The sequence below is a fragment of the Serratia sp. KG1D genome (assembly GCF_037150675.1).
Taxonomy (GTDB): Bacteria; Pseudomonadota; Gammaproteobacteria; order Enterobacterales; family Enterobacteriaceae; genus Serratia; species Serratia nematodiphila.
Map to the genome: position 1 here is coordinate 947,127 of NZ_JBAGIH010000001.1, position 17,504 is coordinate 964,630.

Annotated in this window: 20 protein-coding genes and 1 tRNA gene; 11 read left to right on the top strand and 10 right to left on the bottom strand. The window is 55.4% G+C overall.

What is annotated here, in order from left to right:
• Window positions 1–122 precede the first annotated feature (122 nt).
• On the top strand, window positions 123–2,177 hold the full coding sequence (helD, locus tag WFM45_RS04540; protein WP_131164400.1) for a DNA helicase IV: 2,055 nt from the start codon (window positions 123–125) through the stop codon (window positions 2,175–2,177).
• A gap of 32 nt (window positions 2,178–2,209) precedes the next feature.
• On the opposite strand, the gene WFM45_RS04545 is transcribed toward helD, so the two are convergent.
• Complete coding sequence (locus WFM45_RS04545) at window positions 2,210–2,668, bottom strand: methylglyoxal synthase (RefSeq protein WP_033633422.1); 459 nt, start codon at window positions 2,666–2,668, stop codon at window positions 2,210–2,212.
• 124 nt (window positions 2,669–2,792) lie between these two features.
• Window positions 2,793–3,458, bottom strand: a complete 666-nt coding sequence (locus tag WFM45_RS04550; RefSeq protein ID WP_033633421.1) for a DUF2057 family protein — start codon at window positions 3,456–3,458, stop codon at window positions 2,793–2,795.
• A gap of 256 nt (window positions 3,459–3,714) precedes the next feature.
• Here WFM45_RS04550 and WFM45_RS04555 point away from each other — a divergent pair, with 256 nt between their 5' ends.
• Window positions 3,715–4,128 (top strand): CoA-binding protein, encoded by a 414-nt coding sequence (locus WFM45_RS04555; RefSeq protein WP_033633420.1) that lies wholly within the window; start codon window positions 3,715–3,717, stop codon window positions 4,126–4,128.
• 60 nt (window positions 4,129–4,188) lie between these two features.
• On the opposite strand, the gene hspQ is transcribed toward WFM45_RS04555, so the two are convergent.
• Together hspQ and rlmI are read right to left on the bottom strand one after the other, a co-directional pair.
• Window positions 4,189–4,506 (bottom strand): heat shock protein HspQ, encoded by a 318-nt coding sequence (gene hspQ / locus WFM45_RS04560; protein WP_004928104.1) that lies wholly within the window; start codon window positions 4,504–4,506, stop codon window positions 4,189–4,191.
• A gap of 60 nt (window positions 4,507–4,566) precedes the next feature.
• Window positions 4,567–5,757, bottom strand: a complete 1,191-nt coding sequence (gene rlmI / locus WFM45_RS04565) for a 23S rRNA (cytosine(1962)-C(5))-methyltransferase RlmI (protein ID WP_031300125.1) — start codon at window positions 5,755–5,757, stop codon at window positions 4,567–4,569.
• A gap of 93 nt (window positions 5,758–5,850) precedes the next feature.
• Between rlmI and yccX the strand changes: the two genes are divergently transcribed.
• Window positions 5,851–6,129, top strand: a complete 279-nt coding sequence (yccX, locus tag WFM45_RS04570; RefSeq protein WP_004928098.1) for an acylphosphatase — start codon at window positions 5,851–5,853, stop codon at window positions 6,127–6,129.
• A gap of 34 nt (window positions 6,130–6,163) precedes the next feature.
• Here yccX and tusE read toward each other — a convergent pair whose 3' ends face one another.
• Entirely contained in the window at window positions 6,164–6,493 is a 330-nt protein-coding gene (gene tusE / locus WFM45_RS04575; protein ID WP_004928095.1) for a sulfurtransferase TusE, read from the bottom strand.
• A 111-nt stretch (window positions 6,494–6,604) separates the two neighbouring features.
• Window positions 6,605–7,264 carry an FtsH protease modulator YccA gene (yccA, locus tag WFM45_RS04580; protein WP_004928091.1) on the bottom strand — a complete coding sequence of 220 codons (660 nt, stop codon included), beginning with the start codon at window positions 7,262–7,264 and terminating at the stop codon, window positions 6,605–6,607.
• Window positions 7,265–7,489: 225 nt separating this feature from the next.
• Here yccA and WFM45_RS04585 point away from each other — a divergent pair.
• Window positions 7,490–7,577: transfer RNA gene (locus WFM45_RS04585), tRNA-Ser, on the top strand.
• A 228-nt stretch (window positions 7,578–7,805) separates the two neighbouring features.
• Window positions 7,806–8,021, top strand: a complete 216-nt coding sequence (locus WFM45_RS04590) for a hypothetical protein (RefSeq protein ID WP_016928277.1) — start codon at window positions 7,806–7,808, stop codon at window positions 8,019–8,021.
• 96 nt (window positions 8,022–8,117) lie between these two features.
• On the opposite strand, the gene WFM45_RS04595 is transcribed toward WFM45_RS04590, so the two are convergent.
• Both WFM45_RS04595 and WFM45_RS04600 read right to left on the bottom strand, forming a co-directional pair.
• Entirely contained in the window at window positions 8,118–8,600 is a 483-nt protein-coding gene (locus tag WFM45_RS04595) for a hypothetical protein (protein ID WP_336954821.1), read from the bottom strand.
• The gene (locus WFM45_RS04600; protein ID WP_085336376.1) at window positions 8,601–9,398 is read right to left on the bottom strand and encodes a winged helix-turn-helix domain-containing protein; all 798 of its coding nucleotides are present in this window, start codon (window positions 9,396–9,398) and stop codon (window positions 8,601–8,603) included.
• Between the two features lie 403 nt (window positions 9,399–9,801).
• On the opposite strand from WFM45_RS04600, the gene WFM45_RS04605 reads away from it, so the two are divergent.
• The 5 genes from WFM45_RS04605 to WFM45_RS04625 all read left to right on the top strand — a co-directional run bounded on the left by WFM45_RS04605 (window position 9,802) and on the right by WFM45_RS04625 (window position 15,521).
• Window positions 9,802–10,413, top strand: a complete 612-nt coding sequence (locus tag WFM45_RS04605; protein ID WP_085336375.1) for a response regulator transcription factor — start codon at window positions 9,802–9,804, stop codon at window positions 10,411–10,413.
• Between the two features lie 182 nt (window positions 10,414–10,595).
• A complete protein-coding gene (locus WFM45_RS04610; RefSeq protein ID WP_015377370.1) occupies window positions 10,596–11,180 on the top strand; it encodes a fimbrial protein in 585 nt (194 codons plus the stop codon).
• A gap of 48 nt (window positions 11,181–11,228) precedes the next feature.
• Window positions 11,229–11,924 carry a fimbrial biogenesis chaperone gene (locus tag WFM45_RS04615; protein WP_336954827.1) on the top strand — a complete coding sequence of 232 codons (696 nt, stop codon included), beginning with the start codon at window positions 11,229–11,231 and terminating at the stop codon, window positions 11,922–11,924.
• A gap of 15 nt (window positions 11,925–11,939) precedes the next feature.
• A complete protein-coding gene (locus WFM45_RS04620; protein WP_336954829.1) occupies window positions 11,940–14,432 on the top strand; it encodes a fimbria/pilus outer membrane usher protein in 2,493 nt (830 codons plus the stop codon).
• An 18-nt stretch (window positions 14,433–14,450) separates the two neighbouring features.
• A complete protein-coding gene (locus WFM45_RS04625) occupies window positions 14,451–15,521 on the top strand; it encodes a fimbrial protein (protein WP_085336372.1) in 1,071 nt (356 codons plus the stop codon).
• Between the two features lie 40 nt (window positions 15,522–15,561).
• On the opposite strand, the gene WFM45_RS04630 is transcribed toward WFM45_RS04625, so the two are convergent.
• On the bottom strand, window positions 15,562–15,822 hold the full coding sequence (locus WFM45_RS04630; protein ID WP_033633414.1) for a DUF1471 domain-containing protein: 261 nt from the start codon (window positions 15,820–15,822) through the stop codon (window positions 15,562–15,564).
• Between the two features lie 150 nt (window positions 15,823–15,972).
• On the opposite strand from WFM45_RS04630, the gene WFM45_RS04635 reads away from it, so the two are divergent.
• The gene (locus WFM45_RS04635) at window positions 15,973–16,902 is read left to right on the top strand and encodes a LysR substrate-binding domain-containing protein (protein WP_033633413.1); all 930 of its coding nucleotides are present in this window, start codon (window positions 15,973–15,975) and stop codon (window positions 16,900–16,902) included.
• 7 nt (window positions 16,903–16,909) lie between these two features.
• Here WFM45_RS04635 and soxR read toward each other — a convergent pair whose 3' ends face one another.
• Entirely contained in the window at window positions 16,910–17,380 is a 471-nt protein-coding gene (gene soxR / locus WFM45_RS04640; protein WP_033633412.1) for a redox-sensitive transcriptional activator SoxR, read from the bottom strand.
• Between the last annotated feature and the right edge of the window lie 124 nt (window positions 17,381–17,504).

Consider the following 17,504-nt stretch of genomic DNA (forward strand, 5'->3'; position numbering starts at 1 on the left):
TATTCACGATAAAAACGCAAAATCTATTCTACCCTTTTTTTAGCGCTAGAGTGCCACTGCTTATCGCAGGTAAACTGGCAGATATCCGTTATTTACTCTCAACATAGTCATGGCGCGACGATATGGAACTTAAAGCGACATCGCTGGGGAAACACCTGGCTCAGCACCCTTATAACCGCGTGCGGTTGCTGCACGCCGGCGTTGAGGTGAGCGGGGAAAAACATGAATACCTGATCCCCTTCAATCAACTGATTCAGGTCAGGTGCAAGCGCGGCATCGTCTGGGGCGAGCTGGAATTTGAATTGCCGGACGAAAAAGTGGTGCGGCTGCACGGCACTGAATGGCAGGAAACGCAGCGTTTTTATCACTATCTGCAGCAGGCGTGGCAGCACTGGAGCGCCGAAATGAGTGAGGTCAGCGCCGGCGTGCTGCAACAGCAGGTGGCGCAGATTCAGCGCATAGAGCAGCAAGATAAATGGTTCAAAAAGTCTGAGCTGGGCAAGCTGCAGCAGCAAATTCGTGAGGCTTTCTCCGCGCTGCCGATGCCGGTAGCGCGCCTGGATGAATTCGATAACTGCCGGGCCGATTACCATCTGTGTCTGCAATGGCTGCAGCAGGGGCAACGCAGCGTTGAACAACGCAACCGGCAGTGGACCGATCGCATGCTGGAGCAACATCACGACTTCTTCCAGACCGTCGAGAGCTCGCCGCTCAACGACGCCCAGAGCCGGGCGGTGGTCAATGGCGAGGATTCCGTGCTGGTGTTGGCCGGCGCCGGCAGCGGCAAAACGTCGGTGCTGGTGGCGCGTGCCGGCTGGCTGCTGCGCCGTCAGGAGGCGGAGCCGGGGCAAATCTTGCTGTTGGCGTTCGGCCGCCAGGCCGCCGGCGAGATGAACGACCGCATCAAAGAACGTTTGGGCGATGTCGGCATTCAGGCCAAGACCTTCCATGCCTTGGCGCTGCAAATCATTCAACAAGGCAGCCGCAAAGCGCCGGCCATCAGCCGGTTGGAAACCGATGCCAACGCGCGCAAAGCGCTGCTGATTACCCATTGGCGCCAACAGTGCGCGGAGAAGAAAGCCCAGGCCAAGGGGTGGCGTCAATGGTTGACTGAGGAGCTGGAATGGGAAGTGCCGGAAGGCGACTTCTGGCAGGATAAACGCCTCGCGGATCGGCTGGCGGGCCGGCTCGAACGGTGGCTGGGGTTGATGCGCATGCACGGCGGCAGCCAGGCGGAAATGATCGAGCAGGCGGATGAAGAAATCCGCGATCTGTTTTCAAAACGCATCCGGCTGATGGCGCCGCTGCTGAAAGCCTGGAAAAGCGCCTTGAAAGAGGAAGGGGCGGTGGACTTCTCCGGCCTGATCCATCAGGCAGTCAACATTCTCGACAAGGGGCGCTTCGTCAGCCCGTGGAAACATATTCTGGTCGACGAATTTCAGGATATCTCACCGCAGCGTGCGTTATTGCTGGCGGCATTGCGCCGACAGAACAAGCAGACCTGCCTGTTTGCGGTGGGGGATGACTGGCAGGCGATTTATCGCTTCAGTGGCGCAGAGTTGACGTTAACCACGGCTTTTGCCACCCACTTCGGCGAAGGGGCGCAGTGCGCGCTGGACACGACTTATCGCTTCAACGAACGTATCGGCGAGGTGGCCAACCGGTTCGTGCAGCAGAATCCGCACCAGCTGAAAAAACCGCTCAACAGCCTGAGCAAGGGCAATAAAAAGTCGGTGGCGATCCTGCCGCACGAGCAGTTGGAACCCTTACTGGACAAGCTGAGCGGCTACGCCAAGCCGGATGAACGCATTCTGGTGCTGGCGCGTTACCATCATCTGAAACCGGAAGCGTTGGCGAAAGCGGCCACCCGCTGGCCTAAACTGAATCTGGAGTTTATGACCATCCACGCCAGCAAGGGGCAGCAGGCGGAATACGTCATCATTGCCGGTTTGCATGAGGGGCGTGACGGTTTCCCCGCCGTGGCGCGCGAGTCGGTGTTGGAAGAGGTGCTACTGCCGCGGCCGGAGGATTTCCCGGATGCCGAAGAACGCCGTCTGCTGTATGTCGCGTTAACTCGCGCTAAACATCAGGTATGGCTGTTGCAGGATCGTGAGCACCCTTCGGTATTCGTTGAACACCTGCAGGATCTTGGCGTACCGGTGCAGAAAAAACCGTGAGCTCGGGCCTGGCGGCAGCCAGGCCGTGAGGACTACTGCAGGCGGTCTTGCAGGTAGCGCTGATAGTCGGGAATAGCGATCTCCACCTCGCTTTTGAACAGCGGAGAATCGATCAGAAAGTCCGCGGTCGAGCGGTTGGTGGCCACCGGAATATTCCATACGGTCGCCAGCCGTAGCAGCGCCTTCACGTCCGGATCGTGCGGCACCGCGTTCAACGGATCCCAGAAGAAGATCAGCATGTCTATCTTGCCTTCCGCAATCAGTGCGCCAACCTGCTGATCGCCGCCCATCGGGCCACTCAGCATGCTGGTGACGGGAATGCCGCTGGCGCGCTGGATCAGGTTGCCGGTCGTACCGGTGGCGTAAAGCTGATGCTGCGTCAGAATAGCCTTGTGGCTTTCTACCCACTCCAACAGGGCCTGTTTGCGGTGATCGTGCGCCACCAGCGCAATGTGTTTGCGCGCGGCGATAGTGCGGGTAGTCAATTCCATCTCGGTGTCCTTCGCTAATCGGGGGGATGTGCGACAGATTACTGAAACTGTTTTTCACTGCCTAGCGTTTGCGCCTGAAAATGCGAAGAAAAGGCGCCTTTGCGGGGAAAGACGCCGGGAGGGATCAGCGAATCGGTTGTTTATTGGCCCAGCGCAGGAAGCGCTTCTGTGTTTCCTTGTCGGCCTGTTGGAACCAGTATTGCAACATCTGTTCCGACACGTTTTCACCTTTCAACGTCACCGTCGGGGCATTCAGCGGCGCGCCGGCCAACGCGGGGGTTGAGGGATTGCCTGCGTTCGCCTGCACAAAGGCCGGAACGGAGGCCGGGCGGTTCTGGCGGTTGTAATCGGTCATCACCTTTTCCAAATCGGTATTGAAGGTGACGCTGTCGGGATGCAGCGCATCATGCCGGAATGGCAAGGCGTTGCCGTCTTTATCGACCACCAGATAATTTAACGTTCTGTCAAAGCGTTGCGCATCACGATCGTTCTCGATGCGCGGCAGCTCGATCGCCACTTGGCTGATCTTTTGCGTATTGAAGCTGGCAACCAGCGGCAGGGAGGTATAGGCCTGTGTATGCTGGCCGGAACGTACGGTTTTGGTCACTTTAAACAGCAACTGGTGCTGCCCGCCATCCAGTTCAAGGCTGTCGGCACCTTTTAACAACGAACCTGTCATTTTCTTGCCGTCGACCACCAGCAGGTCGATGTCCGGGGAGAGTTTCAGGGTCGTAGCCGCGGCAGGCATACTGATGCTGAGCAACGCCGCAACCACCAGACCAAATTTCATCATTATCTCCTTATAAAGTGACGTAGCTCTAAGTGTTGAACACGGCATAGGTTGTGTCAAAATTTTTCAATCGGGTATTTTGTTTACATTTTTACATATTTTATCGCGATTAGACACGACCGTGCGCAGCTGAACCGCGACAGCCTCTGACCATAAGATTGCGGTGAAGTTTCCTTCGCATTAGCGTTTAACCGAGCGAATGCCGATCGGTTACACTCGAAATGGAAAGTGACGCAGTGATAAACGGGAGTTGAAGATGCAAGATCAAGAGATTGTTGAGCTGTTGCAGCAGGTGAAAACCATCGCGCTGGTCGGCGCCAGCGATAACCCATCTCGGCCCAGCTATGGTGTGATGGCATATCTGTTGGCACAAGGGTATCAGGTGATCCCGGTCAGCCCAAAACTGGCGGGGCAGACGCTGCTGGGGCAGCAGGTTTACCCTACGCTGGCCGCTATCCCACAGCCGGTGGATATGGTTGACGTGTTTCGCAATTCGGAGGCGGCTTACGGCGTGGCGCAAGAGGCGATAGCGATCGGCGCCAGGGCGCTGTGGTTGCAGATAGGGGTGATCAACGATCAGGCGGCAGCGCTGGCGCAACAGGCTGGGCTGCGCGTAGTGATGGATCGCTGCCCAAAAATAGAAATCCCGCGTTTAGGGCTGGAGCGCTAAATAAAAAAAGGGCCTGGCGCGATGCCGGGCCCTCTCGGGGTTTCTCAGGTCTTGGCGCGGTCAATTGCGCAAACGTGGCGCCTGTAACTGGTGACGGATGGATTCCGCCAGTTCATCCAGCGATGGCTGCTCGGGATGTGCTTCCTGGGGCTCGCCATCCAGCTGCGCTTCCGCCAGATAGGTGTGCACCGGTTGGCCTTCCTCGTCTTCCATCACCACGTGGTACCAAGGGGCGGAACGCAGTTCGTCGTTCGCCGCTATCTCGTCAGCTTTGGGTTGTTCTAAAGAGTATTCCGGGTCGATATCGATAACGACCCCCAAATACCCCAGCAGTTTATGCCTAACCTGTTGTCCGATACCGAATTTGCTGGCAATCATGATGACCTCCTGAGAAACAATGCCTTGCTCATATATGGGGGCAAGACAGCGCATTTCAAGTTACATCACCCGACAAGCGAAGCCTTTCAGATACAGCCCCTCAGGATACGTGGCGATCACCGGGTGATCGGCAGCCTGGCGGAACTGCTCTATAAATTGTACATCACGTCCGGCATCTACAGCGGCATCGGCCAAAATTTTCTGGAACAGGTCGGTCGGCATCAGGCCGGAGCAGGAGAAGCTGAGCAGAATGCCGCCTGGATTCAGCAACTGCAGCGCCAGCATGTTGATGTCTTTGTAGCCGCGGCAGGCGCTGGCCAGCTGATTCTTGTTCTCGACGAACTTAGGCGGATCCATGATGATCAGATCGAATTTTTCGCCTTGAGCGCGGTAGTTGCGCAGCAGCTGGAACACGTCATCGCGAACGAACTCCGCCTTGTTCAGATCCAGCTTGTTGAGTTCGACGTTCTGTTTGGCGATGTCCAGCGCCGCCTGCGAGGTATCCACGCTGATCACCTGCGCGCAGCCGCCCATCAGAGCGGAAACGGCGAAGGCGCCGGTGTAGGAGAAGCAGTTCAGCACTCGGCGGCCGGCAGAGTAGTTCCGCGCCGCCAGGCGGCTGTCGCGTTGGTCGAGGTAGAAACCGGTCTTGTGCCCTTGCTGAATGTCCACCAGCAGCTTCATGCCGTGCTCGGTAATAGGCAGGAGTTCCGGCGGCAGATCGCCCAGCACCGGACCCTGCGCCAGCGGCAGGCCTTCTTTTTTACGCACCGCAACGTCGGAGCGATCGTAAATCGAACATTCCGGGTAGCAATGCTGCAGGGCGGAAAGCAGGGCCGGGCGCTGGTATTCGGCACCGGCGGACAGCAGCTGCAGCACCAGGAAATTCTGGAAGCGATCGATAGTGATGCCCGGCAGGCCGTCGGACTCGCCGGCGATCAGGCGGTATCCGTCCAGACCGTCACGCTGCGCGACCCAGTCGCGCCAGCTTTGCGCTTGCTGCAGGCGGCGAATGAAGAAATCGATGTTAATCTCTTCATCCTGCTGGAAAGTCCAGACGCGTGCGCGGATCTGCGACTCGGGCGAATAGGCGCCGCGCGCCAGCCACTTGCCCTGGCTGTCGAGGATATCGATGGTTTCACCGGAGAGGGCTTTACCCTCAACGCGTTGAACGGCGCCGGAGAACACCCAAGGGTGGCGACGGAGTAAGGACTTTTCACGTCCTTTGGCGAGAAACAGGCGTACGGTCATAATTAATAATGCTGCCAGCTAGGATAGAAAGAGTGACACGGCGGTGCAAAGGCACGGCAATGCCATAATGAAAACTGAATTAAGGGGGCGATTATGACACAAGTTTGCATTGCTGCGTATGTGTATGGCGTGGTACAGGGGGTAGGGTTCCGCTATTCCACTCAGCGGCAGGCCGAGGCGTTGGGGGTGACCGGCTATGCGCGCAATCTCGATGACGGCAGCGTTCAGGTGGTGGCCTGCGGCACACAGGCGCAGGTGGATAAGCTGGTGGAGTGGTTGAAACAGGGCGGCCCGCGCAGCGCGCGCGTTGAACGCGTGCTGGTGGAACCGCAGGGGGTGGCCGATTACGCCGGGTTTGGCATTCGCTATTGAATGCTCGCCTGCAGCGGCGCTGCGGGCGGCGCGGTCAGATGCATTTCACCGGTTTCGGCAAGCCGGCGATTTTGGTGGCTTGTTTGGCCGGCCCTTTCGGAAACAGGCGATACAGATAGCGGCTGTTGCCTTTTTCTTCGCCGTATTTCTGCGCCATGGCTTTGACCAGCATGCGAATAGCCGGCGACGTATTGAATTCCTGATAGAAGTCGCGCACGAAGCGCACCACTTCCCAGTGTGCTTCGGTGAGCACGATCTCTTCCTGCGCGGCCAGCAGCGGCGCCAGGCCCTCATGCCAGTCGGCGCTGTTTTTCAGATAGCCCTGCGCGTCAGTGTCGATAACCTGACCTTCAAACTCCAACATACTGCCTCGATAACGGATAATTCGGAACGGCCGCCAGTTTAGCAAATTTTTTCGGCCGCCAAAAACAAAGCCCCGCCGGAGCGGGGCCTGGAAGGCATGCGTAACGCGCGATCAGTTGCTGCGGGCGAAGCCCAGAATGCTCAACAGGCTGATGAACATGTTGTAGAGCGACACGTACAGGCTAACGGTGGCGCGAATGTAGTTGGTCTCGCCGCCGTGAATGATGTTGCTGGTTTCCCACAGGATCGCGCCGGCGGAGAACAGGATGAACAGCGCGCTGATAGCCAGGTGCAGAGCAGGGATCTGCAGGAACAGGTTGGCGATCACCGCCACCAGCAGCACCACAAAACCGGCCATCATCATGCCGGACAGGAACGACATGTCTTTACGGGTGGTCAGCACATACGCCGAGCAGCAGAAGAACACTGCGGCGGTGCCGCCCAGCGCCAGCATGATCAGATCGCCCGCGCCGGCGTTCAGGAACGAACTGAGGATCGGGCCGAGGGCGTATCCCATGAAACCGGTCAGCGCGAAAGCCGCCAGAATGCCCGCCGGGCTGTTGGCCAGTTTATGGGTCAGGAACATCAGGCCGTAGAAACCGACCAGCATCAGCAGCAAGCCTGGTGCAGGCAGACCCAACATTGTACTGGCGGTCGCGGTCAGGGCTGAGAAAGCCAGGGTCAGGGATAACAGGAAATAGGTGTTGCGCAGGACTTTATGCGTGCTGAGCAGCGAGTCGCGCGAAGAAGATGAGACGACAATGCGGTCCATAATGCTCTCTCTTATCAGGCCATCACAAAATAATCCCGATGATAGGCAGCGCAAGGGCTTGATTAAAGTTTGTTTACCAATCTTTACCCTTAGTTATCATTATGGCAACAGCGGGGTGGGTGTTCGTTTGATCGCCGCTTGCTTTGCCTGCGGCGATTTTTCGCGCGGTTGAACGCGTTCGGGCTTTACAAGCGAATAAGGTCTGTTTATAGTGCGCGTCGTTGCGGAGGGGTGGCCGAGTGGCTGAAGGCAACGGTCTTGAAAACCGTCGACGGGAAACCGTTCCAGAGTTCGAATCTCTGCTCCTCCGCCATACATTCTGACCCCGTGCTCTCTGAGCACGGGGTTTTTTGCGTTTGCGTGCGGATAAACCGGGGCGCTTCTGCAGGAAACGCGATCGGCTATTGATAAGGGCCATGCGTCGGTGAGATTATGCACCTATCAAGGCTGGCCGCTCGGATGCCTGCTGTTGCCAGGCGTTACCGCTGCGACAAGCAACGTCGCCTTATCAATTTTGCTTAATGCTCTTATGGAGACAGAGATGAACTGGTATCAAGTCGCCTTATGGACCATGATCTTTTTGAAGTCCGGCGCTTTCCTGGTGTTCGTATGGTGGTGGATGTTCAAACGCGCGACCAAACCTTATGTCCGCCCGCAAGACGTCGTGGTGGACGATACGCCGTACGATGAGAACCTCACCATGGAAGAGGTGATGAAAAACCATGGCATCGTTCGCACGGATATGTCGGTAAAATAGTCCTCCCGCCTCCCCAACCGTTATCTGGGGCGTGTTTGCCAAGAGCGCGCCCCCTTGTGTTTCTTCGCTGTTTCTTTATGGCATTCTGCTTTCACGTTAACGGCATAACGTGATCGGGAAAAGCACGCCATGAACGATGTACGCATCCTGTCGCACTTTACGCATCGAAAAAACGCCGTTCTTAATGCCGAGAGAGATCATGGGGATTTCTTTGGTCAGCTCATCCGGCGCGTTATCGTCGGGGGCTTTGCTGATTTCTCGGTGGGTGGTCATGTAAAACCCGTGATCCAACCTCTTTATATCAAAGTTTATTTTTCTATCCAGGCTGTAGGTTTTTCCTCCCACGGTAATGTCCCCACGTTGAACGATCATGGCGCGATGCTCGTCATAGATGAATAAACTGCCCGTCACTTTTAGTTCCAGGTCATCGCCTGAAGCTAATCGTTTTTTTGTGATCGTATCGGCTTGGCAATTCATATGTACAGGTGCGTCGGGTGTGAAAACGCGAAGCAGGACAATGAAGAGAATCATTGCCAAAAATCCGATAATCAGTATTTTTGGGTTGCGCAATGCGGCCATTTATTTTCCATTGAGAATTTTGTAGGTAACACACTGGGTATATCGACCTTGCGAGCCGAGATAGCATACACCGAGGAAGGTGTTATAAATCAACGTATGTTTTTCGGAGGAAAAATAGATATCCGCCTTACTGGCTAGACAATCCACACCGCTGCCTTCTAATGCCTGGTTGACCATGCGCTTTTCCAGTTCGTCATCAATATGTTTATCTGCATCCAGAGAATATAAGGTGCAATTTTCTTTTTTTCCTAACGCAACTAAATTCTCCCGAGGTTGATCAGCAGGTTCGATAGGATAAAGCATCGCTACGATCAACAGAGGAATAAATACGCAGCAGACAGTGGCAACAGCGCTAACCTTTACCTTTTTCTGCGGCGGCACGTTGTGTGGTTCGGCAACAGGAGCCAGGGGAGAAAGCGGCTCTGAAGCATAAGAAGGCGGCGTTTCGCTGACGGTTACCTGCGGTGGCGGATAAATTTCAATCATAGCGGTGAAACAAAAACCGACTTTCGCCAGGGTCTTTATTGGAGAGGTTTCTCTACCCAGAAGCTTGAATGCTTTCCTTATTTCACTGACGGCCACATTTAGACTGATCGATGAGCCTGAAAAACCATACTCTTCCCATACCTTTTTTATCAACATCTCACGTTTCAATGGGATATTGGGGTGAGTCAGCATTTCAATTAACAGGCGTGAAGCCGGGTTGGATATCCGTATCGATGACTCATCATTATCAATGAGTTGGAGACGACACGCGTTTGCGTCATAGATCACGCAGAGGTCGATAATATATTTCATGTATTCAGGTTTTTATAATGATATAGGCTTCCAGTTCGCGGCTAGTATTTAGTGAAACTTCGGGTAGGTCAAGGTTCTGGGCGGAAAACATAAATAACCAAGGGCGTTTTTTTATTTTCTCGGCGAACGGAAAACGCAGTCCTTTGCCGTTTTTTATGTCATTTTTGGTGTTAAATCCTAAAAAAATTAGTTTTTACAGATTATAATAATTAAAATTTAGGTTAATAAAAATAATGTTCCTGTCGTTAATGATTTGATGCAGAATTATCTTAGTGTTTACGGCGCTTGTTTATGTGCCAATCGCTTATTGTTTGCTCCCGAACGGCAATGTGAGTTTTCCAAGGAAAACACAGGTATTTAGTGCAAAGTATCGACGTTGTCCTTGGCTATGGATGGAGTAAGTATGCTCAGTATCGGTATCGTATCTGAAAACATTTTCTTCAGAGAGGCGATAAAAAGAATATTGATGCCAAGGATTTTTCATAAAGATCACGTTATTGCCTACTATGACGATCTGCCTTTGGCTATGGGGCGAAATTGCCACGATATTCTGATCGTCGATGATGCGGTAAAAAGCATGTTGCGTTTCAGTATGGCTGTGGCGTTATTGTCTGCTGTTCATGGTGTAAAGATTTTTTTGACGACGGAAGAGAAGCGCCGTCTGTTATTTCGCTCTGTCTCGCATGATGTCGTCGTGCTCGATAAAAAAGGCAGTGTCCCCGGCATCAGTAAAGAGCTGTCTTTTCTGATGGATAATATCTCGCAGCGCCCTGCATTGAATGGAGGCGTTGCGAGTGGAGTGGGCCGCCATACGAAAAGTTGTCTGACGGAAAGTGAAGTGGAAACGCTCCATTTGCTTTCCTTCGGCTATACGGTGACTCAGGTTTCCAGGATTCTTGATAAAAGCGTAAAAACGGTCAGTACGCAGAAATGCAGTGCATTACGCAAAATGGGATTGAAGAATCGGGTGCACAACTTACTGGAAATCTCATCCGGTTTCTCGGAGGTTCCCTAGAGATTCGTTATTTTCATCGTTTTTATTGTCGGGTGATTAATAACGCTATTGCTTGATTTTATAAAAACAGGAATGTGTTCATCCTTTTGCCTCTGTATTACGGGGAGGGATTTCTTTATCCCGCCGGCAGCGGCTGATTTTTATTTATTCTCTTAAACCAAACTGTTATGGAGTTTTATCTCATGATGAAGAAGATGTTTTCTGTTGCAATCATGGCGGCTGCGGTCGCTGCGCCTACGGCTTTTGCTGAAGACAATTCCGCCGGTGGCATCATTAATTTTACCGGTGCCATTACCGACACCACCTGTACGATTAACGGCGGAAAAAGCGCGGATTTCACCGTTGCGCTGAGCCCGATCTCGGTGACCGACGCGGGTAACGCCGTTGGGCCAATCACCAAGAACAAGAAGTCCTTCTCGCTGACCTTCTCCGGCTGTTCGCCGGCGGCCGGCACTGCAGGCACCCCGCTGAAAATCTACTTCTCCTCCGCGGATAACATCTCCACCGACGGCAAATATTTGCTGAACAACTCGGTCAACGAGAACGACGCTTCCGTTGCGAAGAACGTGGGCTTCTCTCTGGCTGAAACCGGTTCTTCCACCCCGATCCAGCTGAACGTGCCTTATGTCACCGACATCATGGGCGATAAAGCGGCACCGGATTCAGAAACCCTGACGCTGGACGCGTACTACTACAAAACCAACGCCGAAGCGGCAAAAGTGGGCGCTCTGAGCTCCAACGTGACTTACACCATTTCTTACCTGTAATCGCGCTGAAAGCCAGGCCCTTGATGGGCCTGGCCACCCGGGGGAACGATGAAAAAATATATGATGATAGCGGCGCTGTTGCTCGGTTCCATTGGCGCGCAGGCCAATGTGGTGGTTAACGGTACGCGGGTGATCTACCCGGCAAACAACAAGGATGTGATTGTCCAACTGCTGAATAACGGTGCCGATCCCTCACTGGTTCAGGCCTGGATCGACGACGGCGACATCAATTCCACCCCGGAAACCGCCAACGTACCGTTTTTGCTATCGCCACCGGTGGTGAAAGTGAACGGCAACAGCGGGCAGCAGCTGCGCATTCAGAAAGTCGGCGCCGCGTTGGCGGCGGATCGTGAATCGGTGTTCTATCTCAACGTGCTGGATATCCCGCCGACGCCGGAAAACCTGCAGGGTACCAATACGCTGCAGCTGGCGATCAAATCGCGCATCAAGCTGTTCTACCGCCCGCAGGCCTTAACCCGCGGCGTAGAAAACGCATTGGAAAAACTGACGCTGCAAGCCAATGGCAAGGGGTTCAACGTCATCAACAACAGCCCGTATTTCATCACGGTAGCGAATATCGGCCAGGGTGAGGACAAGCATCTGCTGGTTGATTCGTTGATGGTTGCGCCGTTTTCCACCCAGTTTGCCTCCAGCAAACGATCGGTCAGTAAAAACGCGCGTTATGACCTGATGTATATCGACGATCTGGGGGCTTACAAGTCTAAAGCCATCACCGCACACTAACCTGAAAGAACAACAATGAAGCTGAATAAAAAAGTCCTCTCGCTGCTGACCGCCTCTTCATTCTTGTTGCCGGATACGGCCTGGGCGGTGACGTTCGATACTTCGCTGTTGGCCGGCGAATCGCGCGATTCCGATCTTTCGCGTTTTTACCTCAACAATGACATGCCTGCCGGCCGGCAGGAGATCGATGTGTATGTCAATCATGACTGGAAAGGGCGCTACACGCTGCTGTTTGGCACGCAACGCGACGATATTCAAATTGCCTACCAGGATGCGCAGCGGTTGGGCATCGATCTGAGTCAATTGCCGACACCTCAGGCGCCCCAGACGACGCTGTCGATCGCCTCGCTGGTACAGGGCGGGCGGTTCGATATGGACGTTGGCGCGCTGAGCCTGCGGTTGACGGTGCCGCAGGCGCGGGTCAACCGATCGGAAGCAGGGTACGTGGATCCGGCTTTCTGGAATCGTGGCATCTCCGCGTTGACGCTGGCCTACAACGCGACCTACTACCACGCCGAGGCGCGCGGCGAAGGCAATCGCAGCAACAATGACGATTTTTATACCGGGCTGGAGTCCGGGATCAATCTGGCCGGCTGGCAATTTCGCGACAGCAGCAGCTTTCGCCACGGCAGCGGGCGGGGGAGCCAGTGGCAGAACAACACGCGTTATCTGCAGCGCGGGTTCGCCGACATCAAATCCAACCTGACCGCCGGTGATTTTTATTCGCCGGGGGAGCTGTTCGACTCGGTACGCATTCGCGGGGTGGCGCTGGCGTCGGATATCAGCATGCGGCCCAACTCGCAGCAGGGTTTTTCACCGATTGTGCGTGGCGTGGCGCAATCCAACGCCCTGGTGAAAGTGGTGCAGAACGGCAACGTGATCTACCAGGAAAACGTGCCGCCGGGCGCCTTTACCCTCGACAGCATTCAGCCGACCGGTTCGGCGGGCGATCTGTGGGTGACGGTCAAAGAGGCTGACGGGCGCGAGCAGTCGTTCAGCGTGCCGTTTTCAGCCGTACCCAACATGTTGAAACAGGGTGTCAGCCAATACAGCGTACTGGCCGGCAAGGTAAACGAAAGCAATACCGATTACGGACCCGGCTTTGTACAGGGCACCCTGCAGTACGGTTTCAACAATCTGGTAACGGGTTATGCCGGCAGCATTTTGAGCGACGACTATCAGGCCTGGCTGCTCGGCAGCGGCTGGAACCTGCCGATAGGGGCGGTGTCCATTGATCTGACGCATGCCGATACTCGCCTGAAAAACCGCCGTGAAAGCGGGCAGAGCTTCCGTATCGCCTACAGTAAATTTCTCGATGTCACCGCGACCAACTTCACGCTGGCTGCCTATCGCTATTCCACCCGCGGTTACTACAGCTTTACCGACGCCATTTACTCCAATGACGGCTATCGCCAGCTGGAGCGTCAGTTTGATCGCTGGCGCGACGAGGAGGGCGTGTCCGAACTGGATATGAACACCTGGGATGCGCTGCGTTCGGCTCGGCCGAAAAATACCTTTACGCTCAACCTGAACCAGCGTCTTAACGAAGGATGGGGCACGCTGTTCTTCTCCGGCTCCCAGCGTGATTACTGGACGGCCAATGCGAAAAGCCGCGAATACCAGCTGGGGTACTCCAACAATCTGGGGCGCGTCAGCTACTCCGTTTCAGCCAGCCGGGTGCGCAATAGCCAGCGTGAGGAAGAGACGCGCTATTACCTGTCGTTCAGCCTGCCGCTGTCGGTGTTCGATAACAACGCCTACCTCAGCACCGGCCTGTCTGCGACAGACTCCCACTATCAGCAAAGCACGGTCAGCCTGAGCGGCAATGCGCTGGAGTCCAACCGCCTGAGCTACTCGCTGAGCGGCAGCAATCGCAGCGGCGGTGACAATATGGCCAGCGTCAATGCGGCCTATCGCGCCCGCGCCTCGACGCTGGGCGTCTCCTACAGCGAAGGCAACGATTATCGTCAGAGTGGCCTCAGTGCGCGCGGCAGCCTGGTGGCGATCCCCTGGCATCTGCTGGCGTCGAACGAGATCGGCAACACCATGACGGTGGTCGAGGCGCCGCAGGCCGAAGGGCTGATGGTCAACGGCGACGAAAGCATCGTGACCAATGCGCAGGGTTTGGCGCTGGTGCCTTATGCCACGCCGTACCGGCAAAACTCGGTCACGCTATCGGATACCGGCCACAGCAGCGGGGCGGAAATCAGCGGCAACGTCGCCAACCATGTGCCTTACTACGGCGCGGTCAGCTACCTGAAATTCGAGACCGATCAACGTCGGCCATTCCAGCTGCGGGCGCAGCGCGCCGATGGTGCGCCGCTGCCGTTCGGCGCCGAAGTGATGGATGAAAACGATCGGTCGGTAGGTTTTGTCGGCCAGGCCAGCGTGTTGTACCTGCGCGCCGAACAGCCGCCAACGGCGTTGACGGTGCAATTGCGCGACGGCAGTTGCCACATCGCCAAACCGACTCTGGCGCTGGATGCGTCGCCCGGCGTTTGCCGTTAATACAGGATAACCGAATCTATGATCAGGCTGATTTTTTTGCTGCTGCTGTCCGGGTTGTTCAGCGGCTATAGCTATGCTTCCTGCTATGGCAAGGGAGCGGAGTTTGCGTCCCCGATTTTTGTTGATCTCTCCGATAAGCTGAGCGCCAATATGCCGGTCTGGGAGGCGCAATATAATACCCAGTACACCGGCACATTTAACTGCAGCAAGTCCAAAAGCAACTTTTCCTACACCATCAAGCTTTCGCCGAAAGATTCGCAGGCCGCGATTTTCGGTTTTAACAACGGTCAACAGTGGATCCGAGCGGAAATCACCAACAAGATAAGCGACAGAACGTTGAGAGGGCGCGGGGAACACTCCGCGTCAGAGTTAAACTCGCCGATGACCATTCGTTATTCGCTGGTGCAAAAACCCAAGGATGGGCGGGTGGTGCCGGGCGATACCTTGATGCTCGATGACGTTTTACTGGTGAGCGATGTGACCGGTATCGGCATTCTGGAATTGCCGTTCTGGTTGTTGGAGCAAGTGGGGAAACTGCTCACCTGGTTGCTTACCGGCAACTGGCCTTATGACGATCGCGACATGTACGGCCAGCCGATGAACATCAAATACGCGCCGAAAACCACCACCTGTCGTTTCGACAATGCCGGCCTGACGGTCAGGTTGCCCAAAATGGGCGTGGCGCAGGTGCTGAATAACAATCAACCCGGCTACACGCCGTTCTCGCTGAACATCAGCTGCCAGAACATGCAGCAGGAAGGCATCGCCGATCGCGCCGTTGAGATGTTCCTGTCCAGCAATAACCTGCTGGCCTCCGACGCCAGCGTGTTGATCAATGCCAATGCGGGCGGTGCGCAAGGGGTGGGGCTGCGCCTGGTCAAGCGCGACATGCCGAGCTCGCCGGTGGTATTGTCGCCTTCCAACGTCGATCGCGGCAGCGCCACCTCGCTGTTTCATGTCGCCGCCGGCGGCAGCCTGAACAGTCATTTCATCATCGGCATGGGCGCTTATTATTACCCTTATCAGCGCGATGGCGTCACGCAGGGGGAACTCAACACCTCGGCCACGTTGAACATTATTTATCCCTGATGAATGGGGAGGCAAAAAAACCGGCAGCTGCCGGAGAGGGTTATTGATAAGTCATTGCGTTGGCGTGCAGCTTGTTATTGCCTACGATCGCGATGATTTTGTAGTAACGGGCACCGGTCTTGTCGGTTTTGTCTGCCAACATCTTTTCCGCATCGCTCAGATTCGCGGCACCGCTAACGGTAATCACTTGGCGCGGCGTCAGGGCGTCCGCCTGTTGACTATTGATTTGCGTTGCCGCGATTGTTGCGCCTGAAAAGACAAAAGCGCCCAGCAGCATCGTTTTAAACATGACGTTCTTCATGATGTTCTCCTCAATCGCAATACGCTTGTTCTTTGCTATGGTTGAATCTTTTTGTTTCGTTATGCTAAAGGATAAGCAGCGGGGTGCCGGCGCGGTAGTGCCTGAAAGCGTAATGCATCGTTTCCAAACTGGAAACGATAAGGAGGGGGCATGCAGGATTTGAACGATCTTCAACTGTTTGCTTTGGTGGTGAGACATGGCGGTTTCGCCGCCGCGGAGCGGGCGAGCGGCGAGGCCAAATCCAAACTCAGCAAACGCGTGGCTCGTCTGGAGGCGAGTTACGGTGCGCGGTTAATCGAACGTTCGACGCGCAGTTTCCGCGTCACGGATATTGGCCGCGATGTGTATCGGCAGTGTGAGGCGATTATCGAGCGATTGGAGGCGGCCGATGCCATTGTCGCCCGTGCGCGTGCCGAAGTGAGCGGCTGCCTGCGCATCAGTTCACCGCCCGGTTTGATGCAGTATTATAATTCCCATCTGCTGTTGGATTTTATGGCGCGTTATCCGGACGTGCGCGTGCAACTGTTGATCCATGAGCGCCATGTGGATCTGATCAATGAAAAGATCGATGTGGCGTTTCGCATTACGAGCCATTTCGACCAGGATCAATCATTGATTAAACGCGATCTTGGCGTGCGGCAACGCATTTTGGTCGCCGGCGCGCAGCTGGTGGAGAAAGCCGGCGGCTTGCCGCAGTCGTTCGAACAGCTGGCCAGTTTGCCGACGTTGTCGATGGGAGAATGGCTGGATCGCGATCGCTGGGAATTCGAGGACAATGCAGGCAATCAACGTACGTTCGTACATGTACCCCGGATGTGTTGCGGGGATTACAGTACGTTGCATAGTGCGGCGATTGCCGGGATCGGCGTAGCATTTTTGCCGATCCATTTGTGTGCCAACGAATTGCGGACGGGTCAACTGCTGCGCCTGCTGCCGCAGTGGCGTGCGCCGAACAGCATTGTTCACCTGGTGTTCACCAGCGGCAAAGGCCTGTTGCCGCCGGTGCGGGCATTTATCGATCACAGCGTCGCGGTATTCGCCGAAGCCAATCGCCGCCTTTCCATGATGCCGGTTGCCTAGCCGCTTATCATTGCCCATCCGGGTGTTCGAAAATATGCGCGCCGGCCCCTTGCCGGCCCAATATATCGTTCGGGTTGCGCAGCGGGCAGTCGGTGAGCGACAGGCAGCCGCAGCCGATGCAGCTGTCGAGATGGTCGCGCAGCACCGTTAGCCGTTGAATACGCTCATCCAGCGTTTTGCGCCAGGCGGAGGACAGCACTCCCCATTGTTCTGAGGTCAGCTTGCTGCCGATGGGGAAGCGGCTTAGTGCGGCGCGGATTTCTTCCAGCGGAAGGCCCGCGCGCTGCGCGATCTTGATCACCGCGATATAGCGTAATACCACCGACGGATAACGCCGCTGATTGCCGGCGTTGCGCGTCGCCTGAATCAACCCTTTACTCTCGTAGAAGTGCAGTGCGGATACCGCCACGCCGCTGCGTTTCACCACTTCCCCGACGGTCAATAGCCGATTGGCGTCAATCGGTTCATTTCTTGCCATTTTATCTTTCCTCAACTTGACCTCAAGTTAACCTGAGGTTTTATAGTTCAGCCTGCCGGGCTTGGCAACCGGCATCTCTCAAGACCTGCCCCCGTCTTATCGGGGAGAAGGATGGCTCGGCTGT

What these genes read in the sequence shown, in the direction of transcription:
- helD (WP_131164400.1), top strand. Translation starts at nt 123, where the DNA reads ATGGAACTTAAAGCGACATCGCTGGGGAAACACCTGGCTCAGCACCCT.
- WFM45_RS04545 (WP_033633422.1), bottom strand. Translation starts at nt 2,668, where the DNA reads ATGGAATTGACTACCCGCACTATCGCCGCGCGCAAACACATTGCGCTG.
- WFM45_RS04550 (WP_033633421.1), bottom strand. Translation starts at nt 3,458, where the DNA reads ATGAAATTTGGTCTGGTGGTTGCGGCGTTGCTCAGCATCAGTATGCCT.
- WFM45_RS04555 (WP_033633420.1), top strand. Translation starts at nt 3,715, where the DNA reads ATGCAAGATCAAGAGATTGTTGAGCTGTTGCAGCAGGTGAAAACCATC.
- hspQ (WP_004928104.1), bottom strand. Translation starts at nt 4,506, where the DNA reads ATGATTGCCAGCAAATTCGGTATCGGACAACAGGTTAGGCATAAACTG.
- rlmI (WP_031300125.1), bottom strand. Translation starts at nt 5,757, where the DNA reads ATGACCGTACGCCTGTTTCTCGCCAAAGGACGTGAAAAGTCCTTACTC.
- yccX (WP_004928098.1), top strand. Translation starts at nt 5,851, where the DNA reads ATGACACAAGTTTGCATTGCTGCGTATGTGTATGGCGTGGTACAGGGG.
- tusE (WP_004928095.1), bottom strand. Translation starts at nt 6,493, where the DNA reads ATGTTGGAGTTTGAAGGTCAGGTTATCGACACTGACGCGCAGGGCTAT.
- yccA (WP_004928091.1), bottom strand. Translation starts at nt 7,264, where the DNA reads ATGGACCGCATTGTCGTCTCATCTTCTTCGCGCGACTCGCTGCTCAGC.
- WFM45_RS04590 (WP_016928277.1), top strand. Translation starts at nt 7,806, where the DNA reads ATGAACTGGTATCAAGTCGCCTTATGGACCATGATCTTTTTGAAGTCC.
- WFM45_RS04595 (WP_336954821.1), bottom strand. Translation starts at nt 8,600, where the DNA reads ATGGCCGCATTGCGCAACCCAAAAATACTGATTATCGGATTTTTGGCA.
- WFM45_RS04600 (WP_085336376.1), bottom strand. Translation starts at nt 9,398, where the DNA reads ATGAAATATATTATCGACCTCTGCGTGATCTATGACGCAAACGCGTGT.
- WFM45_RS04605 (WP_085336375.1), top strand. Translation starts at nt 9,802, where the DNA reads ATGCTCAGTATCGGTATCGTATCTGAAAACATTTTCTTCAGAGAGGCG.
- WFM45_RS04610 (WP_015377370.1), top strand. Translation starts at nt 10,596, where the DNA reads ATGATGAAGAAGATGTTTTCTGTTGCAATCATGGCGGCTGCGGTCGCT.
- WFM45_RS04615 (WP_336954827.1), top strand. Translation starts at nt 11,229, where the DNA reads ATGAAAAAATATATGATGATAGCGGCGCTGTTGCTCGGTTCCATTGGC.
- WFM45_RS04620 (WP_336954829.1), top strand. Translation starts at nt 11,940, where the DNA reads ATGAAGCTGAATAAAAAAGTCCTCTCGCTGCTGACCGCCTCTTCATTC.
- WFM45_RS04625 (WP_085336372.1), top strand. Translation starts at nt 14,451, where the DNA reads ATGATCAGGCTGATTTTTTTGCTGCTGCTGTCCGGGTTGTTCAGCGGC.
- WFM45_RS04630 (WP_033633414.1), bottom strand. Translation starts at nt 15,822, where the DNA reads ATGAAGAACGTCATGTTTAAAACGATGCTGCTGGGCGCTTTTGTCTTT.
- WFM45_RS04635 (WP_033633413.1), top strand. Translation starts at nt 15,973, where the DNA reads ATGCAGGATTTGAACGATCTTCAACTGTTTGCTTTGGTGGTGAGACAT.
- soxR (WP_033633412.1), bottom strand. Translation starts at nt 17,380, where the DNA reads ATGGCAAGAAATGAACCGATTGACGCCAATCGGCTATTGACCGTCGGG.